Raw genomic sequence first — 19,538 nt, 5'->3', positions numbered from 1 at the left:
ATGTATGGTCGGGTTCTTTCCAACACCGTATCCAAATGAGCTGTTATATAGTACATTAGCAAGATTCCATGTAAGAAGCGGTAATATCAGCCCAAAGGCAACTGTTGAAGAGTTATTTGGTTCACGTTCTGTCACTGCTGTTTTGGATTTACCAGCCAACATAGATAGCTTGATAAGCAATTTGCCGATTGGAAGTAACTATACTGCAGAAAGATTGATAATGGAGAACACATTATATCCATTTTATAGTGCCTTTCTTCCTTCAGAACGTGCAAAAATAATCTTACAATCTATGAAAGGAAACAGTGGTGGAAGCATCCACAATCGTATAGGAGTTATGGCAAGTACGATTGTAGAAAATAAATTTATACGTTTTTGTAAGGATTGTGCATTGGAATCGCTAAAAACATATGGCGAGATATATTGGAAACAAAGCCATCAAGTTCCTTGTATTATCATTTGTTCCAAGCATAAGACCAGACTTTACGACAGCAAAGTTTTCGTACATCCCTATAATAAACATGAGTTTATTCCAGCAAGTGTGGACAATTGCAATTTGTCCGATGAATATACAAATCTAACGAATATAGAAGAGGTTATAGAATTTGAATTTATACCCAAGTACATTCAACTTGTGGATAATGTGGAAAAATTATTAAACAATCGTTATCCCAATAAACCACCTGAATGGTTTTTCTCTCAATACATAGAGAGGTTAAAGCTGATGGGATTAGCAAATACGAATGGAAGTGTAAAGCAAAAAGAACTTAGAGAACAATTTATTGAGTTTTACGGGGGAAATCTCTTAGAGACAGTCCAATCTCCCGTTACTGATAATGAAAGTTGCTGGTTAAGCATGATGGTTAGGAAACCACGTAAAACCGTTCATCCCATTAGACACCTACTGATGATTCAATTTTTGGGAATTACGTTGGAAGAGTTATGGAATGAGGAAACAGATTATCATCCATTTGGTAAAGCACCTTTTCCATGTTTGAATGCAGGAGCAGACCATTATTTACAGCCAGTAATTATTGAAGTGTCTGTACGGTATGACAGCAAAATCAAGCGGCCAGTTGGGACATTTAGTTGTTCTTGTGGGTTTGTTTATGCAAGAAGTGGTCCTGACAGCAGTGAAGAAGATAGATACAGGGTTGGAAGGGTAAAAAAGCTCGGTCAAATATGGGAAGCAAAGCTGAAAGAACTTCTCCAAAAGGGTTTAAGTTTGAGAGAAATTGCAAGGCGATTAAAGGTAGACGTAAATACGGTTAAAAAATACGGTCAGAAGTTAAGAGAAGATGAAGTAGAACTCAGTAGTGAAGGTCAAAACGATGTGATTATCAAGGAAGGTTTTCGGGAAGAATGGCTGGATTTGCAGGAGCAATATCCCGAAAGGAGTAAAACGGAACTACGGAAGGTTAATAGTGGTCTTTATACTTGGCTATATCGCAATGATAGGGAATGGTTAAATTCCAGCTCTCCCAAGAAGAAACAGATTCCTATGGTCAATAATCGAGTTGATTGGGATAAAAGAGATGAAGAAATACTTGAGGTAGTAAAAGTGGTTGTAGAAGAAATACTTAATTCCAATGATAAACCTGAAAGAATAACGATAAGCGGGGTTGGTAAAAAAATAGGCAAATTATCTTTGCTGGAAAAGCATCTATCCAAGTTGCCCCGAACCAACGAATACTTACTACAAAACACTGATTCGGTAAGAGATTTCCAAATACGTAGAATCAAATGGGCGATAGGTGAATGTGAAATGCAGGGCTGTGACTTACAATGGTGGAGAGTTGCCAAGATAGCTGGTATTCGTGATGAATGGACTGAAGAATTAAAAGAGGAATTTAAACATATTTGTAGTGGTATTTTTTAGATTGGTTTATCAAAATACGAGTTGATATCGTATAGAACTGTAGTTATCATAGATTTATAGAATATTTAAATTTCTGAAACGAGGAAACAAAATGAAGACTTTAGGTATCTCCTATAAAAGTTCATATTACATATACTAACGCTCAGTCAACCCGACTGGGCGTTTTTTATATTGTTTGTTTCCAAACTCCATTTGAAGGGGGGGGATAGAAAATGCTACTGAAAAAAACAAAGTTGAAAGAATCACTGCTGAATCTTTCGGTTGAGCTTATTGGGGATGTGTTTATGATAGCAATTTCTCTAATTATAGGGTATTACGCAAAGGTTTCCTTTTTTATGTAGTAAGAATGATTTAGGAAACACCAAAAAGGGGGGTGATTAATGTATGGAGGAAAAATTGGCTGTTTCGATTGTACGAGCTATTATTCGTGATATATATAACAGATATGGTTTGGAACAATCCTTTAGGTGTATTGAGCCACGCATACAAGTGAAAATATATGAAGAGTGGATTCGTGTTGTTTCCGTAGAGCTTGAAAAGGCAGGAGTGATAGATAAAGTCTATGAACCTTTAAATGTGGATGAAATGAGTTTCGTAGATGTTATAAACAGGTCGGACTACTACTTAAAAAATGAGTGTGAATAAGGGATAAGGAGGATTTATAAATGAGCAAGGGATTTGAGGAGGAAAAAGATGCAGATATTAATGAATTGGTGGAGGAGGTTTTGTTTTTGGAGGACCTGGAAATGGACAATGATATTCGGGAATGGTTACAGACACCTACTGTTCAGTTGAAGGAGTATGGATTTGAGGCAGAAAGGGAAGAGGAGTATTTCGCCATGCTGGAGGAGTTATCAAGTTATTTAATTGAGAGATAAAGGGGGCAGAAATAATGGGTTTTTATGATGAAGCAAGAAATAAGAAGAATGAGGTCTTTGCAAAGTTTAAGTTTGAAGTCTGGAATCCAAATGTTGAACATTTGTATGTGCCTCTGGGATTGGATAATCCATATGGGGTTGATTTTAGTGGGAGAGGGGATGAAATCAATGTAACTTATCAAACACTACAACAAGCCTACAAGGAAGTGGAGAATCGAGAGTTTTACAATGAAGCAAAGCGAGAACTGTTGCATCCTGCTGTCTTACTCTTTTCAGGTCTACATCCAATGCAACTTGATGCCGACCGAGAAAAAGAGAGGTTGCTTCATTTCTTATCCTGTTGTATAGAAACTGCCGAAAAAGAAGGAGTAGTCACATTATACCTGGGATAAAAGTTATTTCTGATGGTACAAAGGAAAAGCTACGAAAAATGTTATAGGTTCAAGACTGATATTATGATGGGAGGGGAAAGATTGAGCTACTATAAAATGTTGGATAATGTACATGTTATAATTCGCAAAAAAGACCAAATTAATTTTTGGGAACAGGAAATTTATAATGATGATACTGATTTTGCCGAGGCGTGTTTAGATGTTCACCTTCTTTTAAAAGAAGGATTATGCCAGATTGTTGAAAGTGATGAAGAAAAGAATGGAGAATGAGGTAGAAATACCAAAAGAACATTGCCCTTTTTGTGGCAAGAATTTAATTAAATTCCTATCTGTAGAAGAACAAAAGATATTCCCTTTACCATATGTGAATGAGAAAATTGGAATTAGTAATTGGGATTCCATCTTTGCGTGGAAATGTCCATTTTGTAACAAAACATGGAGGAGGGAAATTTGCCCTTATGTTAATACCTCAGAAGGATGCTCAACCGATTAATTTTAAGATATATGATGAATATACTCCTGGAGAAAATAAGCTGGAGTTATTGGGCGGGGTTTTTCTTCCATTCGATAATGAAAGAGAAAAAATGACTATGTTGTGTTTATTCAATATGGGTTTACAGGAGTTCATCCGTATTCTCCCAGAAGAATCAAAAGAAGAACTCTTCCGTTTGCTACAACAAGATTTGAAAGAATGATTTAAGTCTTGAAATGTCCCTGAATTGCTTTCGGTTTATTCAGAAGTTTGCTAAAATATAGATAGCCGAGCTTTGGGGTTCGTGCATCGAAAGGACACTTTTTTTGAGAGCGACCACCCTTTTTGCTTTACGAAACAACCACTATTTTTGCTTTTGCAAAGTTCTAAGGTGGTTGTTTTTATTATGTGTATTAACCATAAAACTTTAGATAGTATGGAGCAACTTTATGAATAGCTATTGGAAGAAGTAAGGGGGATGTTATAAAATGCTTTCTCTTGAAGAATATATATCAAGAAGAAAAAAAGAAGATAAAATAAATGAATATGATATAGATGCCAAAATGGATAACATGCGAATTTGTGTGAATTACATTTTTGAGTATTTTAATCAATATTTAAATATTGAAGAGATGGAACAAAAGACATTTTTAAACGAAGAGCGTTTAGTAAAGTTAAGAAATCAACTGGAAATGTATGATAATGAAATTCAGGAATGGTTAGTTAATATCTATGATGTACATGAAAAGCAAATCCATCGCTCTATAATAAGTTTTCTCAAGAAGGATGAACTATTTTTCCTTTACCATAAAACGGAAGAGTTTAGAAGTTGTTCTTATGATGCTTATGCTCAGTTAATAAAAAAGAACTCATTTTTAAAAGGTCAAACAGAAATGCTATTCCTTTTTATAAAAGATTACCATAGGATTGAAAGTGAAAGAGAAATAAATACCCATTCAGTATTTTTAACCGAAGAAATCAACGAGTGGTTAGAAAATACTTGGAATAAGTACAAAGTGAATATTTGGGCTTTTGCTTCAGATTATTTGTCACGATTTTTTAATGACGATTCCTTATGGCCATCCAAGCATAAAATAAAAAGCAATGAGAAATGGCAACCATATATTTATGATTATAAGCAAAAAACAAACCTATTTAATTTAAATTCACTTTACACAAAGATTTCAAAGAAACCTTTTATAAAAGGAAAGAAGCAGTACCTTGAATTTATATTGATGTATATATGGTTACACAGTATATGGGGAGATGAAGAGAACTATTGGGAAGAGTATCGTACTAAGGTTATTGATGCTTTATAAAAAATTATACCTCTAAATAGACTATAATTATATCAATGGCTAAAGGCGGTTTAACTGAATTAGACAATCTTCAAGTTTTAAGAAGAGATTAAAATAAATTTAAAAGCGATAAATAAAAACACAGAAGAGCAGGAAATCCAAACTGCTCTTCTTTATTGGGGTTATGATTCCTCTTCACTATAATAATCAGATATTTGGCCGTTCAAGCGTTCCAATTGGATGACTTGCGAATGAGGAAATCCATCTTTATTCGTTTTTTGTGAACACATCCAGCACGAACAATGCACTTTCCCTTTTGCAAAATAACCATTAAAGGGTACATACCATACGTTATGTTCTGCAATTTTAGCTTTACGCTGAATAGCTCTTCTTCGGTGATGCCGATAATAAGCACGATTTCGATTCTTTTGATGTGGTTTCAATTGCCATCAACTCCTTGGGATAAGGCTCAGCCTGTAATAATCCCCCAAAGAAAATTTAGACACTACAGGCTGAGTATGATGGCAATGCATTTGGTGAGAAGATTCAAGTTCTTCACCTCTTGTAAATGTTTTTTTTTATTATATAACATTAAACTTAAAGATTCTTATTGAAAGTTTGAGAAATGAGATTTTCTTTATGAAAGATATTGCTTTTTCTTCAACTAACGAAGCTGTTGAAGAAGTTACCCCCATTTTAGCTGGTTGCTAAGGCATGGAGACCTACGTTCTCTTTTTTAATTTGGGGGGTAAGATAAATTTAATAAAGTTTAGGAAGGGAAATTATGAACAGTAAGCAAGTAGCAGAAATGTTTGACCTATCGGTAGACACCCTTCGTTACTATGAAAGAATTGGTGTGATACCACCAGTTACACGTGATAAAAATGGTTATCGTAATTATCAAACCAGTGATTTGAATTGGATTTTTCTTGCAAAGAGTCTTCGTTCAGCAGGATTATCCATTGAATCATTGATTGAATTTGCTTCACTTGCGAGGCTTAGTGAAACCCAAAATGTGGAGGAAGCTCAAAAACAAATATTGGTCGACCAATTAGAGGAAATTGAAAAAAATATAGAGAAAATGAAAGAAGTACGTGCCCTCTTACAATATAAGATTGACACCTATGACGTTCATATAAAGAAGTTTAAAAGTGGTGAATTGACGGAAGATAAAGTAGAGAAGTTATGGGAGATGAAACATTTCAAAAAGGGTCAATAAATTTCTTGCTATGGAGTTGACTCCATAGTTTATAGTTGCTTATGTAATTAAGCAATCAGGAGGCGGAAAGAATGAAAACTGTACAACTCAATAATGGTGTTGAAATTCCGATTTTAGGTTTTGGAGTATTCCAAATCCCTGCAGAAAAAACAGAACAAGCGGTGATTGATGCTATCAAAGCTGGATATCGTCATATTGATACCGCACAATCATATATGAATGAAACGGAAGTAGGATTAGGAATTAAAAATTCAGGTATTGCTCGTGAAGAACTTTTCATTACAACGAAGATATGGATTGAAAATGTGTCGTATAATGGCGTAATGAATTCTTTTCAAGGTTCACTTAATCGTCTTGGATTAGACTATGTTGACTTATTACTTATACACCAGCCTTATAATGATGTTTATGGTGCGTGGAGAGCAATGGAAGAACTTCAAAAAGAAGGGAAACTACGTGCCATTGGTATTTCAAATTTTGCAGTTGACCGTGCAGTGGATTTATCACTGTTCAACGAAGTAACTCCAGCTATCAACCAAATTGAGATTAACCCATTCAACCAGCAAACAGAAGTTATTGAAACCTTAAAAGCAGAAGGAATTTGTCCTGAAGCATGGGCCCCTTTTGCAGAAGGGAAAAATGATATTTTTCAAAATGAAATCCTTAGTGAAATAGGTAAGAAATATAATAAGTCAGTTGCACAAGTTATTTTACGTTGGCTCGTGGAGCAAGAAATTGTAGTCTTAGCAAAAACGACAAATCCAGAACGTATGGCAGAAAACATGGATGTTTTTGACTTCAGCTTAACTGATGAAGACAAAACTGCTATTGCGACCTTAAATATTGGAGAAAGCCAGTTCTTCTCACATGCTGACCCAAATATGATTAAGATGTTAGCCGAAAGAAAATTAGGTTTATAAGAGAAATTCTTTTATAAAGATAGGTAAGCGGTTATAACAAGTACACAGCAATTATGGTGGAATCAAACAAGACCGAGTGTTGTTTATAAAAACACTCTAAAATAAAAAACAGTGGGAAACGAATGCTTCCCACTGTCTTTTTCGTTATTTAGCTGGTGTTTTCATTAATCGTTTTGGAAATTTGATTGAGTTATTTTCGCTAACAAATGTTGAGCCTAAAAGCAATATACCACCAAGCATTTGAACAAATGTCATTGGTTCTTGCAAGACACCAGCAGAAATCACTAATGATGTGATTGGGTCTATATAACTTAATGAAGCGATACTCTGTCCTTTTAATTTCTGCATACCTGAGAAGAATAACAAGAATCCAATCCCTGTGTGTACTATCCCTAAGATTAATATAAATGGAATTGAAGAACTTGTTACTTCTAAAATGCTGAGTTTTTCAGTAAAGAATACATATGGCATGAGAAGCAAACTCGCTGTTCCGAGCTGAATTAGTGTAATTTCTAACCCATCCATGTTTTTGATGAACTTGTTTAATAACATTAATGAAGCGTAGAATACAGCGGCCATTAGTCCATAGCCAATGCCAATTAAATCATCTAATCCAGATGTACTTACACCACTATTACCAACAATCAATAACATACCTAACATGGCTACACCAATGCAGATTATTTTCTTTGTTGATAATTTTTCTTTAAGTACAAATGGAGAAAGAATCATGACAAACACAGGTGCAAAATAATAACTTAGTGTTGTGTTAGAAATGGTCGTATGCTTGTACGCTTGGAAAAGGAAAATCCAATTTCCACCCAATGCAATACTCGAAAACAGTAAAAATAGAGCATTTACTTTAACCATTGCCCATGAAACCTTTTTCTTTACCATGAACATGACCGTTATTAAAAATAAGCTACCGATTAAACCACGTAATAAAGCTATTTCACTTGAAGATAAATCAATGTATCTTACAAATACTCCAATCGTACCAAAGATTATCATTGATAATAGGAACTGAATTTTAGATTTCATCGTCTACTCCTCAGAATCTGAGAAATAGCTTATATTTCTCAGATTCTTAATCTGTTTTTAATATAAGTTTATTCAGTGCTGACCCAAAAGAAGGAGTAAACGGAGGTGGCGGTGATGTTGAAAATGGCTTCCAAATGTAAAGATTTATATTAGATAATGGCATAATAATCCCCCTATTTCTTTTTATCATAATGATATTATCTAATTATACGTTAATTCAAGAAGGATTAGTGCCTTTTTATAGAGGTTATTCCACTAACATTTAGTGGAATAAATAAAAACCATCCCTTTTTTAGAGGATGGTTTCAAAGAATGCTATTTGTAATTTTCTTGATAATAACTCCAAATGCCACCCCAGGAATAACAAACAATATTGGAAGCCAAACAGGACCTAATAAAACTCCAAATAATGCCAATCTTGATGAAAAAATCAAACCAACTGTCACAAAAAACGCAGTGAGTGCATACGGAAGGAAAGAAATAGGGTCTTTACCTCCACCAGCATCTTTAACCGCATCCCACATTGAAAAAAAGTACAAACAAGGATAAAACATCAGCCACTGATAATTTGCATGTTTTATGGCATCACTAATTTCCCAGTGAAAACTCAGAAGTATAATCTGATTGAAATTTGATTGTATATTAATCAGAAATTCAAGTATCAAAAAAACTGTGCCTTTAAAATACTTTCCGTTTAAATATTGTCCAAATCCAGGAAGTGCGATGCTCCATATTAATTTTTCCAATATGTTTTTACTCATTGAACATTACCATGCAACTCTTTATCCTATATTTCTTTTGCAATTTCTTTTCTGTTAGGAGCAAGTGGGGGCTGTTCTAACCATTTATTTTGTACCATCAGGTTATACCACTTTTTTGTAACCATTAAATTTTTTAGAATAGTCCCTTCATAAGCTGTTACAAGGTCAGTTCTCATAGATGATGCTAATCCTGCCCCATGATAATTTTGTGCGGCCTGGAACAAGAACCCAATATGATACAACATTAATTTATCGGAAAAAGGAGAGTCAGTTGAAGTTGTCACTTCTGTTTCCCAAGATTTCGGAACTGGTAAATTATCCGTTTGCATAATTTTTGTAAATTTTTTAATTTGCCCATCTGCTGTTTTTTCAGAATCCATTAAAAACTCTCTAACCTCTTTTGTTTGAGCAACTTGGCTGAATGCAATAGAAAGTGTTTTAGCCATAATGCTTTTTTTAAGGTTGAAGGAAATACTAATAATTTCCACTGCCGATAATGTTCTACCTTTTCCAAAAAATCCATCTGTGAAATCTTGGCTGGAAATAAACTCAGGGTTTTGGGCTGGATAAAATAAAGGGTCTCTTTGAAAACTTCCTTTCTCCAGCAATAACTCAATGGTTTGATGATACATCTTTTTCGCATCATTATCGCATGAATCGTAAAAGTCCCTTAAGTCTTTTCTAACAGAAACAGCTAAGGAAGTGCTGTGTCCCAGCAAACCATGTAATGTCATAATGTGCAAATAATTCAGGCAAAATATATCTGTGAATAATCTCGGTTTATTTTTAAAGAGGTCAGAATCAGTAAATCCAATTGGCACTGGAAATCCTTCGTTCTCAATAAAAGTCACGATTTGTTTTTTTTGTTTTTCAAATGTAATAATGGCTTCCTCAAATATGGCTTTTATTGCTTTATCTTCAATAATAGAAACCATATATTTATTTACTATGTCTGTCGCTGTTCCGTTCACATATTCTCCCCATAGTGTTCCTATTTCTGAAGATGTGAGTTTTAATTTATTTTCATCCACAGTATCACCTCGTAGATATTATTTTCAAAATTGAAAAGAGATATGAATTTATTTTTACCTTTCCATACTATTACTTAGAAGAACTCTACGAAGGGTTGAACCAACCAATAAAGTGAATTAATAAAAAGTGAGCATATTTCTATGCCCACCTTTCTCCACAACAATGCGTATTAGACGATACTTTGTAGAATAGCCCAAAAAGCCTAAGTTAAAGAAGGCATTCTTAATAAAGATGTTAATCTGGTATTTATATTACCAATTAGGAATGCTACTTTAATACCCAAAATTATTAAGTTTGAGAATAAGCTAAAAAGAATATTCAAAGTATATCCCTCCACATTGAAGTTTAGTGCTAAATGATAACACTAAGGTTAGTGTCACTCTAAGAAAGATATTTATTCTGTATAATACCTCTTCTTTGGTTAAGAAAATAAAGAGGGTTTTATTGAAATCTAAAGACTTATTAACACATACGGGTAGAGAAAATCATAAAGAGTAGATATCCCATTGGATTAAGTAATAGATTGGGTAGAATCGCTTCGGAGCAAAAAGGTGAAAGAGATAGAAGTTTCAATGTGGAGGGAAAAGAGAGGGAGAGGAAATAAATGGACATTCGTTTCAGCTAAAGCTATGCCCACCGATATATTTTTTTGATTGGTTAATATATATAATTACTCTATTGTGGGAATGTTATAGCTGAAAAGATAAATTGAAGGACTTCGTTTAGGAAAATAAACATGAACAAATAAAATTACCCTCGGCTGAATTGTCATTTATGGACAACTTATCTTTCCGATAACATGGCTATATGTGTATTTAAACATTTTCTCGAACAATTTAGGGTGAAGATATAAAATCACTTGCAGTTCACGCTGTAAACGAATGGTTAGAACAGCTACTTTTGTCAGCAAATTGAAGTAATTTATCAAAGGGGAAGTGTGATGAAATATTCAAGAATCTTGTTATTAGCATTATTAGTCGTTCCTTGGCTAACTCTTCCCCTATTAGGGAAGAAAACGTTTAAAAGATTTTTACCCGCATCCTTGTTTATCTCTTTGGTTGTAAGTTTAGAAAGCGTTATTGCTAAAAAACGTAGATGGTGGTGGTTTTATCAAAGGCTACATCCGAAGTTGTCAGGTGAATTTCCTTTAATATGGGGTTCTTTTTTAATTGGCTCTATGTGGATTATGAAATTTACCTATCGGAAATTTTACATATATTTATTTACAAATCTAATTGTTGATACTATTTTTACTTATCCATTTGTTAAATTTCTTAAAAAAACTGGAACTGCATCATTGGTCCGACTAAAGGGTTTCCAATTATCAATATTGTTCTTTATTAAGTCATTACTCTTATATGCTTTTCAATTCTGTATGGATAAAGTAAGGGGATATAAGGCATGTGAATAGTCCAATTGAAAAATTACTATGGAGTATGGCTCTACCTGGATTTGGTCAGTTTCTTAACGGAAAAGTAGTAAAAGGAATTGTTCTTTTGATATTAGAATTTCTGGTTAATGTTCAAGCGAATTTTAATGTAGTGATTATTTTAAGTTTTCAAGGCGAAACAAAAAGCAATAGGAGAAGCAAATTATCAGTGGTTGATGTTTTACCCTTGTCTATATTTTTATGCGATGTGGGATGCCTTTAAGGATGCGGGTCGAGGGAAAGAACGGTATTCCTTTCTTCCTTTTGTCTTCTCTGCCTATTCTGTTACGGTAGGATGTATTTACTCTTCAAACTTTGAGCTGTTTGGAATACTACTCGGACCTGTTTGGCTTTCTATGTTATGTGTGATTCCAGGGCTTATAGTCGGTTTTACTTTAAAGTATTATATAAACAAATGAAATAATTGAAATATTTAAGATTGAACTACCGTAAACGTAAGAGATTATTTTCCCTTCTCCCCTCAATCCCTAATTCCTGATTTTCTATGTTATAGCAAAATGACCCTCTTCCCAAGGCAAATAAGTTGTTCCCTTGGCAAAATGAATCGTTCCCTAAAACGAGTGAAAATCGGAGGATTGTCTCCAGTTTTCCTCGTTTTTTTGTGTCCAAAAGCGGAGAAAAGGCCAGAAAAAAGCATGAGAAAGGCAAGAAAAAAGGCAGGAGAAAAAGCCCGATAAATCAACGATTTCATGAAGGAAAGCAAGAAGATAAAAGAGAAAAAAGGCAGGAGAAAAAGCAGGAAAAAACCCCTCATTCCTAATCCCTTCACCCTGTCTTTCAGGGAACAACTTATTTTCCTAAAAAAATAGGATTCTGACAAAAAATAGGAGAAAAAAGGAGCGGTCGGGGGAACAACTGCATTTACCTACAGAAATTGGGAAATGGGAGAAAGGTAGGAGTGGCAAGGGTTTGAGAGAAGGGGGGAGGGAAGGACTATTTTTGACGACTACATGTGTGTAGATTTAAAAGAAAGATGTACTGTTTTAAAGAAAGTTATACCGTTTATAAAAAAGTTACACCGTTATCCCCCCTATGGATATGATTATCTAAAGGGGGGTTTTTCCATGTGGGAGGAACCCATATTTCCGATAACCTGGTTGGAACAAAATGGTCTAAATTATTGAACAACAATGCATTTAGCGGTTTATTAGCTGCACTTAATACAGAGTTTTGAGGGGTATCTGATCATGAGACCAGTATTGTAAGTGCGGCACATATTACAGATGAAACAATCAAAGTCGGTCACGCAAACGGTGTAAAATTTGCTGAAATGAATGGATTTGATATGTTATTATTAGAAATAAAAAGCGAAAAGGATATTCCTGAACGTGTCCAAAGGCTTAGACATTATAAAACCTTCCAGACTGTTAAAAGCTAGCATGCTGCAGGACCTGGAAAAGAAAGTTAATACTGAAATTGATTATATAAATGGAGTAGTACCGAGGCTGGCAGAGAGCAAAAGAATTTTGACACCTTATAATGATATGGTTGTAAAATTAGTAAAACAAGCTGAAGAATCCAAATCAGTACCGAAATGCGAATATAATATTAAATTTTTTGAAGAACTTAATATTTTCACAACTATTTGCGTCACTGCCGCTGCAGAGATATGGAGGTTAAAATGAAACATTTAGGAATTGTTGAAACGATTGGTGTCGCTTGGATGACAATGCTCAACGAAATAGTAAACAAAGGTAATAAAACAATGTATACCGATAATGTTGGTGAGAGTAAACAAGTAAAGGAAATAGTTGGCACATCATTAACTATTAAAAATATAGTCCTGCCAGACCCAATTATTGAAAAATATATGGTTCAGGAAGAATATGATTGGATGGAAAATAACTTTACTAAGCTGGGAACTGTAAAAGAATTATTTGATGCAAACTCTTATGCTAGTAAATTATATAACTATATGAGTGAAAAGGATCAAATAGATTGGTTAGTTTCAAGATTAAAATGTAATTTACATACCCGTGCAGCAACAATTACTACATTCGAACCATTATCAGATGAAGAATATATACCATGTGTTAGTATGATTGACTTTTATGTAGATAACAATAGATTAGATATGTATGTGTATTGCAGAAGTTTAGATTTTGGTTGTAAGGCATATGTTAATTTAGTTATGCTTTATAAAATTTTGAAAATGATTGCTGATAATATTGATATTGAAGTAGGTGACATGAATTTAATCGTAAAATCAGCACATTTCTATGATAAAGATAAAGAAAAAGTGTATAACATTTTGAATGATTATAATAATCAATAAAATAATAGACTTTTATAAAGGCGTTTAAGAAAAGGGGCACCGATCGTGTTTTTTTGTAGTTTTGTGGCTGCTCTTCAGCAATAAGGAAATGTTCAGTGAGATTTGTCAATCCGAGGAAAATGAATACGAAAAACCGAAGAATCTTAAAAGTAACAATTAGATTGAAATTATTTTGCTAATTCAAAAATCAGTAGTAAAGTTCCTAAAAACCCAAAAATCAGGTGATTTCACTTGGTTTTTGGGTTTTAAATTAAGTTTCTAACAAAGAACTTTAAAGAGTGTTTATGTTATCAATGTAGTTTGGATTTTTCAACACATGAATACATCTATGATAAAAATGGTACTATCCAAGGTATAATCATCGAAAAAAATGGATTATCGATTTGCATTCAAATTTTATGAACTTTATTATACCAGCACATTTGAACCAAAAATAACGCACGTTAAATGTAAAAATTATTTTTTCTGTTACGTTGAAGTTATTTCCGAATGTGTATTAATCTCTTATACATCCTTCATGTTTTTCCAATGGTCTGATAAATTTTGCTGACGAACCACTAACCAAAGTGTTCCGTTCTAGATCTCTAGTAACAACTCTGACTGCAGCAATTACAGAATTGTCTCCAAAATGGAAAAATATGCTTTTGCTTTATCACGAAAATAGTAAAAGAGCAAGACTATCCAGCTCCTTTAAATGTTTCAATTCATGATAGAATGATATGATAAATGTGGCAAATAAACCACCTATTATTATAATACCTCCACCAATGCGAATAAGGTTTATATATATCTTTTTATAAAAACTAAATCCAGATTGATAAATGAAGAATCCACTTTGATTAAACTTTTTTCAAAATGCGAGTTTTTCTTCTATGATAAAATCAACGTTTATAGATATTTTTTGTTTAAACTTTATTTAAAAGCTACAACAAATATTTCTAACAATAAATTGTTTGTTCTTACTTTGGTATTATTACTGGTTGGGTGCGGATAGCCAAGTCCAAGACCTGGCTAAAAACCAAGTCCGGAGCCTGGGCCACCGAAACCAAGACCTGGAGCGAAACCAAATCCTGAACCTGGACCACCTAAACCAAAACCTGGAGCGAAACCAAATCCTGAACCTGGACCACCTAAACCAAAACCTGGAGCGAAACCAAATCCTGAACCTGGACCACCTAAACCAAGACCTGGAGCAAAACCAAATCCTGAACCTGGGTAGCCTAATCCTGGATACCCATAAAATGGGCGCGGATAAAATGCACTACCTAATAACCCACCCGCTAATCCGCCTAAAAAGGGTAATGCAAATAAACCCAAGCCTAAGCCAATAAATCTGGTATCTTGTGGTTGATAATGTGTTCTATAACCATACATATAGACTTACCTCCAATTTCTTTTATGTTTACACTTCTTTATATTCAATTTCTTAGGATTTGCTTAGGCAAAGTTACTAATAGATTGGGTAAATTTCCAAGCAGTTTTATTAACTCCTTTGTACGAAAAAAATATTTATTTTAAGGCATCGCCTTTCTTTATTGGATAACGAGGCAGTTGAATAAGTATTTGGGTTGTAATATTTCAACAGAGTGAATAATTGACTTAATTCCAACGTAGAAAAAGAGTTTTGAATAAAAAATCCATATTATCTGCTGGATTCCGCATATGTCATAAAAATTCTTAGAATTCAAGACAAATGCCCTCATTACATTTACCCCAAAAAAGATATGCTCTAATGTAAAATGTAATGAGGGCGATGAATGTTATTATGAGTAATGAGAGACTTTACCCAGGTATTGATTTAGGAGGACCGGGTTTTGGTTTTGCTCCAGGGCTAGGATTTGGCCATCCTCAACCATACCATTACTACCCGTACCATCATCACCACCACTACCCGTACCACTATCACCACTGTTATTGAAATTAGCTGTTCAAAGAATCCAATAATAAATGAAGTCTCTATGAAACAGGGGATTTAATGAAGGACTTTTTGCAGGAATCGTTAAAGTAAGATAACCTTTTAATCTTTTGTTTTTTAACTAAGATAACTATTCAACAATAGGGCGCTATCCTCGAACAAGGATAAGCGCTCATTTTTCATTTAAGGGCCGCATTGTGGAAACCAGCGAATATTTGGCTTCGAAAGATTGAAGGAAAAGCCATCTCTTAATGAGCAAATTTGTTGTTGTCCCACAGGTTTATAGGTTTTATTGTAAATAAATTTCTAAATGGGCAGAACCACCTTTAATTAGGTATTTACCTTTTTGGTTCTTATTAAGAAAAACAAGTAAACTGAAAATTACGACACCATTTATGCAACACTAGTGTAATGAAATGAATAGTTGATATAATTATTCGGAATTAATATATTTTTGAGAATATTTTACATAGCTTTAACTAAAGCTTAATGATTCCATATTATACTTCTATTTGTAGTACATAAAACAAAGGGAGGAAGTAGAATATGAAAAAATCATTAAGAAATGTTGTTTTTTCTTCAGCAATGGTATTACCAATTGTTGCAGGAACTGCAGTCGTAAGTGCTGCGAATATTGGGAGTACAAATGGTCATTTTCAATCAACCGCGGTCAATGTTCATGCCAATCCTTTAAAACCACTCGAGGTAAAATCGGTAGAATTTATTGGAATGGATGCACCTGACACGGATGCAGAACGTTCATCTATGTATAGCGAAGTTTCTGCGCTTGTAACATTTAACAATGGTACGCAAAAGACTGTACCTTTGGAATATCATTCTCTAGCCCGCCCTGGTGAAGTTATTAACGGAAAGGTTGTCGGTGCTGCTTATGATGCAAATGGAAATATTATTAAAAATATAAATGGAAATCCAATTGTTTCTACAGCACCTGACGCAAATACGCTTATTAGCGTGAATGGAAAAAGCGGTAAACTATATATGATTAATCACTTTGAAGCAATGCCAAGTTATGGATTTGGTAATATGCCAAAAGCACTGTATTTAAATACAGTGGAACAAGATAAGAAAACGGGTGAAATGAAAATTACCGATATCGAACCTATTGATTTTTCTGCAGATGGCGGCATTTGGACACCTTGTGCGGCAGTATTATCTCCTTGGAATACCCATTTAGGCAGTGAAGAATATGAACCAGATGCACGCGCACATGAAGCAAATCCTGAAAAGTCGGATATTACCCAATTTGCACGCAATTATTATCAAGATCCCACAGTTATCGGCAACCCATACCTTTATGGACATTCTACAGAAGTAAAGGTTTCTTCAAATGGTCAAGCAAAAGCTGTTAAACACTATAGCATGGGACGTTTATCATTTGAAAATGTCACGGTAGCACCGGATAACCGGACTGTTTATTTCGGTGATGACGGGGGCTATACGATGTCCTTCATGTATGTTGCAGATGAAGCAAAGGATTTATCTGCTGGTACATTATATGCAGCCAAATGGAACCAAACCAGTGACCAAAATGGCGGTTCTGCTGATATCGAATGGATTAAATTAGGGCATGCCACAGATGGAGAAATAAAGGAATTAGCGCAAAACCTGACTTTCAGCGATATTTTTGAAACAACAGACGATGCCGAATATGCACAAGCAAATGGATTTACACAAGTTAAAACTAATTCAAATGGTGCAAAGTCTTCAGAATGGCTGAAGGTGAAACCAGGTATGGAGAAAGCAGCAGCGTTTCTTGAATCCCGCCGATATGGAGCTATTCTTGGTGCAACTTCAGAGTTCAATAAGATGGAAACTGTTACATTCAATAAAGCAGACAACAAAGTTTATATGGCAATGTCGTACATTGAAAAGGGTATGACCAAAAATCCAACTGATCCTCAAGACGATATTCAATTACCTGAACTTAGTGCTGGTACAATTTATGAATTGAGTTTGACAGACGGACAAAAAGACCGTGACGGCAATGGAATTGATAGTGATTATGTCGTCACAAAAATGTCCGGTTTGTTAACAGGTGAAGATCTGCCTGCTGCAGATGCAAATGGAAACACAGCCAACCCTGAAAAAATGGCTAACCCTGACAATATCGTTTTCTCTGAAAAATATCGAACTTTATTCATTGCTGAAGACAGCGATATGCATACGAATAACTATGGCTGGGCTTATAATGTGGATACAAAGAAACTTTCCCGCATCGTTTCTGCACCAGACGGGGGAGAAGTCACCGGGCTTCAAGCCATCGATAATTTAAATGGTCAATCGTACTTAATGGTTGGTTCCCAAAACCCTGGAAACATTGGTTATATTGATTTTTCTGTACTTAACAGCGCTAAGAAGTAATCTCTCTCAACTTATAGGACCGCGGGAATCATTCCCGCGATCCATTTTCGTGAAGAGGTTTCCCCGGATCAGGATATAGAAGCGTATGTTTTAAGCTAAGATAAGGCTGGGAACCAATGTGAACCAGCGAATCAAAATGATTCCGCGAATTGTTGATTTAAAATATAGTTCGATAATTTATTAAAAAGATTGATAATTTAATACAAAGTTTGATAGAACCCTATATTAATAGGGTTTTTCTTTTAACCCTTAAATTCCAGTTATATTGTTCAATAAAAGGGACATTTTCTTGAGTAACACATTTAAAGAAAAGCGTTATGAGCGAAGAAATTGTGAAAATTTTCACTTAAACTAAAGGATCAGTTTAGTTTCATAAGATTAAAGTAGGAAAACTAAAAATTTTAACGATGGCCATAGGCAGAAAACAAAGATAAAGTCCTCTTTATTTCATAATTTTCAAAAATAAAACGGAACTTTTGCTTTAAGGCATATTTAAATTACTAAGTAAATATGAATAGAGGAAAAGGAGTATTTTGGGGAGGTTATAGAATGAACGGGGATGATACATCTTTGCATGCTGATACCGGTGTTACATCTGGATTATTTGTTGAGCGCTCTTTAAATGAAATTCGTTTTTGGGCTAGGATCATGAAAGAACATTCCTTATTTCTTCGATTGGGTTTTAGAGCAGAAGATACTCAACTAATTCAAGAGGCTAATCAATTTTATCGTTTATTTGAACACATCGAACAAACTGCACATTCCTTTAATAATCAAACAGACCCCGAACAAATAAGAAGATTTAATTCAGAGGTACAACAAGCTGCAACTAATATTTTCGTATTTAAACGGAAAGTATTAGGACTAATTCTCACATGCAAATTGCCGGGAGCAAATAATTTCCCACTATTAGTTGACCATATCAGTAGGGAAGCTAATTATTTTAGAAAACGATTAATTGAATTAAATGAAGGAAAATTACAATCGCTTCCAGATGCCATTATTAAAGAAAATGTCTTCTTCTTAAGGATTATGGCAGACCATGCCAAATTTATTGGTCATCTCCTTGATCCGTCAGAAAGGAAACTAATTGATGTAGCACGGAACTTTAGCAATGATTTTGATCAACTACTGTATCAAGCAAGGGACTTAGAATCTATGAAGCCACAATCTCAAACAGTTCCTCTTTTAGATCAATTCCTTGATCAAAATCGAGTTTCAGTCGTATCTCTTAGGGATTTCAAGAAAACAGCCCGTGATTTAATTGAGCAATGTAAAATAAAGAGCATTATTCATCCTCTATTAGCAGACCATGTCTTCCGGGAAGCTGATAGGTTCCTAGAAATCATTGATATGTTTGATGCGCATCTTACAGGCGGTACCCGATAACCTAGATAACGGCTGAATAAAACATTTATCAATTATCAATTCTTAATTTATTGAATAATATAAAATTCCAACAACAATATTGTGAAATATCGTACGGGTGCGTTAGTAGGTGCGAAATGTTCCTGACTCAAATGAAATGTGGTCACACAATTTCGGTAAAGGTCAGGCAGTTTTAGATTATTAAGACTGAAGGGTTATATCGAGGAGTCGAATGAAGAGGTAACGCTCTGAAAGG

General features: G+C 34.4%; 19 protein-coding genes and 2 pseudogenes. 16 read left to right on the top strand and 5 right to left on the bottom strand.

Annotation, left to right across the window (positions count from 1 at the left end):
* The first annotated feature begins 4 nt into the window (after positions 1-4).
* From ACE38V_RS22520 to ACE38V_RS22485, 8 genes are all read left to right on the top strand, one after another.
* A complete protein-coding gene (locus ACE38V_RS22520; RefSeq protein ID WP_375844937.1) occupies positions 5-1,879 on the top strand; it encodes a TnsD family Tn7-like transposition protein in 1,875 nt (624 codons plus the stop codon).
* A gap of 212 nt (positions 1,880-2,091) precedes the next feature.
* A complete protein-coding gene (locus ACE38V_RS22515; protein WP_375844935.1) occupies positions 2,092-2,220 on the top strand; it encodes a hypothetical protein in 129 nt (42 codons plus the stop codon).
* A 43-nt stretch (positions 2,221-2,263) separates the two neighbouring features.
* Positions 2,264-2,524: a hypothetical protein gene (locus ACE38V_RS22510; protein ID WP_375844933.1), complete on the top strand. Its 261-nt coding sequence runs from the start codon at positions 2,264-2,266 to the stop codon at positions 2,522-2,524.
* A gap of 20 nt (positions 2,525-2,544) precedes the next feature.
* Positions 2,545-2,757: a hypothetical protein gene (locus tag ACE38V_RS22505; RefSeq protein WP_375844931.1), complete on the top strand. Its 213-nt coding sequence runs from the start codon at positions 2,545-2,547 to the stop codon at positions 2,755-2,757.
* 14 nt (positions 2,758-2,771) lie between these two features.
* Positions 2,772-3,149 carry a hypothetical protein gene (locus tag ACE38V_RS22500; RefSeq protein ID WP_375844930.1) on the top strand — a complete coding sequence of 126 codons (378 nt, stop codon included), beginning with the start codon at positions 2,772-2,774 and terminating at the stop codon, positions 3,147-3,149.
* Between the two features lie 81 nt (positions 3,150-3,230).
* Entirely contained in the window at positions 3,231-3,419 is a 189-nt protein-coding gene (locus tag ACE38V_RS22495) for a hypothetical protein (RefSeq protein WP_375844928.1), read from the top strand.
* 188 nt (positions 3,420-3,607) lie between these two features.
* Positions 3,608-3,844: a hypothetical protein gene (locus tag ACE38V_RS22490; RefSeq protein ID WP_375844926.1), complete on the top strand. Its 237-nt coding sequence runs from the start codon at positions 3,608-3,610 to the stop codon at positions 3,842-3,844.
* A 265-nt stretch (positions 3,845-4,109) separates the two neighbouring features.
* A complete protein-coding gene (locus ACE38V_RS22485) occupies positions 4,110-4,940 on the top strand; it encodes a hypothetical protein (protein WP_375844924.1) in 831 nt (276 codons plus the stop codon).
* 161 nt (positions 4,941-5,101) lie between these two features.
* On the opposite strand, the gene ACE38V_RS22480 is transcribed toward ACE38V_RS22485, so the two are convergent.
* Positions 5,102-5,362 carry a hypothetical protein gene (locus tag ACE38V_RS22480; RefSeq protein WP_375844922.1) on the bottom strand — a complete coding sequence of 87 codons (261 nt, stop codon included), beginning with the start codon at positions 5,360-5,362 and terminating at the stop codon, positions 5,102-5,104.
* A gap of 341 nt (positions 5,363-5,703) precedes the next feature.
* Here ACE38V_RS22480 and ACE38V_RS22475 point away from each other — a divergent pair, with 341 nt between their 5' ends.
* A complete protein-coding gene (locus ACE38V_RS22475; RefSeq protein ID WP_375844920.1) occupies positions 5,704-6,138 on the top strand; it encodes a MerR family transcriptional regulator in 435 nt (144 codons plus the stop codon).
* Between the two features lie 71 nt (positions 6,139-6,209).
* Positions 6,210-7,058, top strand: a complete 849-nt coding sequence (locus tag ACE38V_RS22470; protein WP_375844918.1) for an aldo/keto reductase — start codon at positions 6,210-6,212, stop codon at positions 7,056-7,058.
* Between the two features lie 144 nt (positions 7,059-7,202).
* Here the strand turns inward: ACE38V_RS22470 and ACE38V_RS22465 are convergent, their stop codons facing one another.
* From ACE38V_RS22465 to ACE38V_RS22455, 3 genes are all read right to left on the bottom strand, one after another.
* Entirely contained in the window at positions 7,203-8,099 is an 897-nt protein-coding gene (locus ACE38V_RS22465) for a DMT family transporter (protein WP_375844916.1), read from the bottom strand.
* Between the two features lie 305 nt (positions 8,100-8,404).
* Positions 8,405-8,860 carry a hypothetical protein gene (locus tag ACE38V_RS22460; RefSeq protein WP_375844914.1) on the bottom strand — a complete coding sequence of 152 codons (456 nt, stop codon included), beginning with the start codon at positions 8,858-8,860 and terminating at the stop codon, positions 8,405-8,407.
* Positions 8,861-8,886: 26 nt separating this feature from the next.
* Complete coding sequence (locus ACE38V_RS22455) at positions 8,887-9,891, bottom strand: DUF3231 family protein (protein ID WP_375844912.1); 1,005 nt, start codon at positions 9,889-9,891, stop codon at positions 8,887-8,889.
* Positions 9,892-10,832: 941 nt separating this feature from the next.
* Here ACE38V_RS22455 and ACE38V_RS22450 point away from each other — a divergent pair.
* The 4 genes and pseudogenes from ACE38V_RS22450 (at position 10,833) to ACE38V_RS22435 (ending at position 13,617) form a co-directional block, all read left to right on the top strand.
* A complete protein-coding gene (locus ACE38V_RS22450; protein WP_375844910.1) occupies positions 10,833-11,303 on the top strand; it encodes a hypothetical protein in 471 nt (156 codons plus the stop codon).
* Positions 11,304-11,328: 25 nt separating this feature from the next.
* Positions 11,329-11,740: pseudogene (locus tag ACE38V_RS22445) on the top strand (hypothetical protein).
* A gap of 668 nt (positions 11,741-12,408) precedes the next feature.
* A pseudogene (locus ACE38V_RS22440) lies at positions 12,409-12,967 on the top strand (ketopantoate reductase family protein); the annotation flags it as partial.
* Positions 12,964-13,617: a thymidylate synthase gene (locus ACE38V_RS22435; RefSeq protein ID WP_375844908.1), complete on the top strand. Its 654-nt coding sequence runs from the start codon at positions 12,964-12,966 to the stop codon at positions 13,615-13,617. The pseudogene ACE38V_RS22440 and the gene ACE38V_RS22435, both read left to right, overlap by 4 nt.
* 1,011 nt (positions 13,618-14,628) lie before the next feature.
* Here the strand turns inward: ACE38V_RS22435 and ACE38V_RS22430 are convergent.
* On the bottom strand, positions 14,629-14,991 hold the full coding sequence (locus ACE38V_RS22430) for a hypothetical protein (RefSeq protein WP_375844906.1): 363 nt from the start codon (positions 14,989-14,991) through the stop codon (positions 14,629-14,631).
* A gap of 1,087 nt (positions 14,992-16,078) precedes the next feature.
* Here ACE38V_RS22430 and ACE38V_RS22425 point away from each other — a divergent pair.
* Both ACE38V_RS22425 and ACE38V_RS22420 read left to right on the top strand, forming a co-directional pair.
* Positions 16,079-17,914 carry a PhoX family protein gene (locus tag ACE38V_RS22425; protein WP_375844904.1) on the top strand — a complete coding sequence of 612 codons (1,836 nt, stop codon included), beginning with the start codon at positions 16,079-16,081 and terminating at the stop codon, positions 17,912-17,914.
* A 549-nt stretch (positions 17,915-18,463) separates the two neighbouring features.
* Positions 18,464-19,303 carry a DUF2935 domain-containing protein gene (locus ACE38V_RS22420; RefSeq protein ID WP_375844902.1) on the top strand — a complete coding sequence of 280 codons (840 nt, stop codon included), beginning with the start codon at positions 18,464-18,466 and terminating at the stop codon, positions 19,301-19,303.
* Positions 19,304-19,538 lie beyond the last annotated feature (235 nt).

This window comes from Cytobacillus sp. Hz8 (assembly GCF_042263505.1).
Lineage (GTDB): Bacteria > Bacillota > Bacilli > Bacillales > Cytobacillaceae > Bacillus_BE.
The sequence above is the reverse complement of the archived record's forward strand: the minus strand, read 5'-3'. Positions and strand labels throughout refer to the sequence as shown.

What these genes read in the sequence shown, in the direction of transcription:
- ACE38V_RS22430 (WP_375844906.1), bottom strand. Translation starts at nt 14,991, where the DNA reads ATGTATGGTTATAGAACACATTATCAACCACAAGATACCAGATTTATT.
- ACE38V_RS22490 (WP_375844926.1), top strand. Translation starts at nt 3,608, where the DNA reads ATGTTAATACCTCAGAAGGATGCTCAACCGATTAATTTTAAGATATAT.
- ACE38V_RS22515 (WP_375844935.1), top strand. Translation starts at nt 2,092, where the DNA reads ATGCTACTGAAAAAAACAAAGTTGAAAGAATCACTGCTGAATCTTTCG.
- ACE38V_RS22450 (WP_375844910.1), top strand. Translation starts at nt 10,833, where the DNA reads ATGAAATATTCAAGAATCTTGTTATTAGCATTATTAGTCGTTCCTTGG.
- ACE38V_RS22435 (WP_375844908.1), top strand. Translation starts at nt 12,964, where the DNA reads ATGAAACATTTAGGAATTGTTGAAACGATTGGTGTCGCTTGGATGACA.
- ACE38V_RS22520 (WP_375844937.1), top strand. Translation starts at nt 5, where the DNA reads ATGGTCGGGTTCTTTCCAACACCGTATCCAAATGAGCTGTTATATAGT.
- ACE38V_RS22510 (WP_375844933.1), top strand. Translation starts at nt 2,264, where the DNA reads ATGGAGGAAAAATTGGCTGTTTCGATTGTACGAGCTATTATTCGTGAT.
- ACE38V_RS22470 (WP_375844918.1), top strand. Translation starts at nt 6,210, where the DNA reads ATGAAAACTGTACAACTCAATAATGGTGTTGAAATTCCGATTTTAGGT.
- ACE38V_RS22460 (WP_375844914.1), bottom strand. Translation starts at nt 8,860, where the DNA reads ATGAGTAAAAACATATTGGAAAAATTAATATGGAGCATCGCACTTCCT.
- ACE38V_RS22485 (WP_375844924.1), top strand. Translation starts at nt 4,110, where the DNA reads ATGCTTTCTCTTGAAGAATATATATCAAGAAGAAAAAAAGAAGATAAA.
- ACE38V_RS22500 (WP_375844930.1), top strand. Translation starts at nt 2,772, where the DNA reads ATGGGTTTTTATGATGAAGCAAGAAATAAGAAGAATGAGGTCTTTGCA.
- ACE38V_RS22505 (WP_375844931.1), top strand. Translation starts at nt 2,545, where the DNA reads ATGAGCAAGGGATTTGAGGAGGAAAAAGATGCAGATATTAATGAATTG.
- ACE38V_RS22465 (WP_375844916.1), bottom strand. Translation starts at nt 8,099, where the DNA reads ATGAAATCTAAAATTCAGTTCCTATTATCAATGATAATCTTTGGTACG.
- ACE38V_RS22425 (WP_375844904.1), top strand. Translation starts at nt 16,079, where the DNA reads ATGAAAAAATCATTAAGAAATGTTGTTTTTTCTTCAGCAATGGTATTA.
- ACE38V_RS22420 (WP_375844902.1), top strand. Translation starts at nt 18,464, where the DNA reads ATGAACGGGGATGATACATCTTTGCATGCTGATACCGGTGTTACATCT.
- ACE38V_RS22475 (WP_375844920.1), top strand. Translation starts at nt 5,704, where the DNA reads ATGAACAGTAAGCAAGTAGCAGAAATGTTTGACCTATCGGTAGACACC.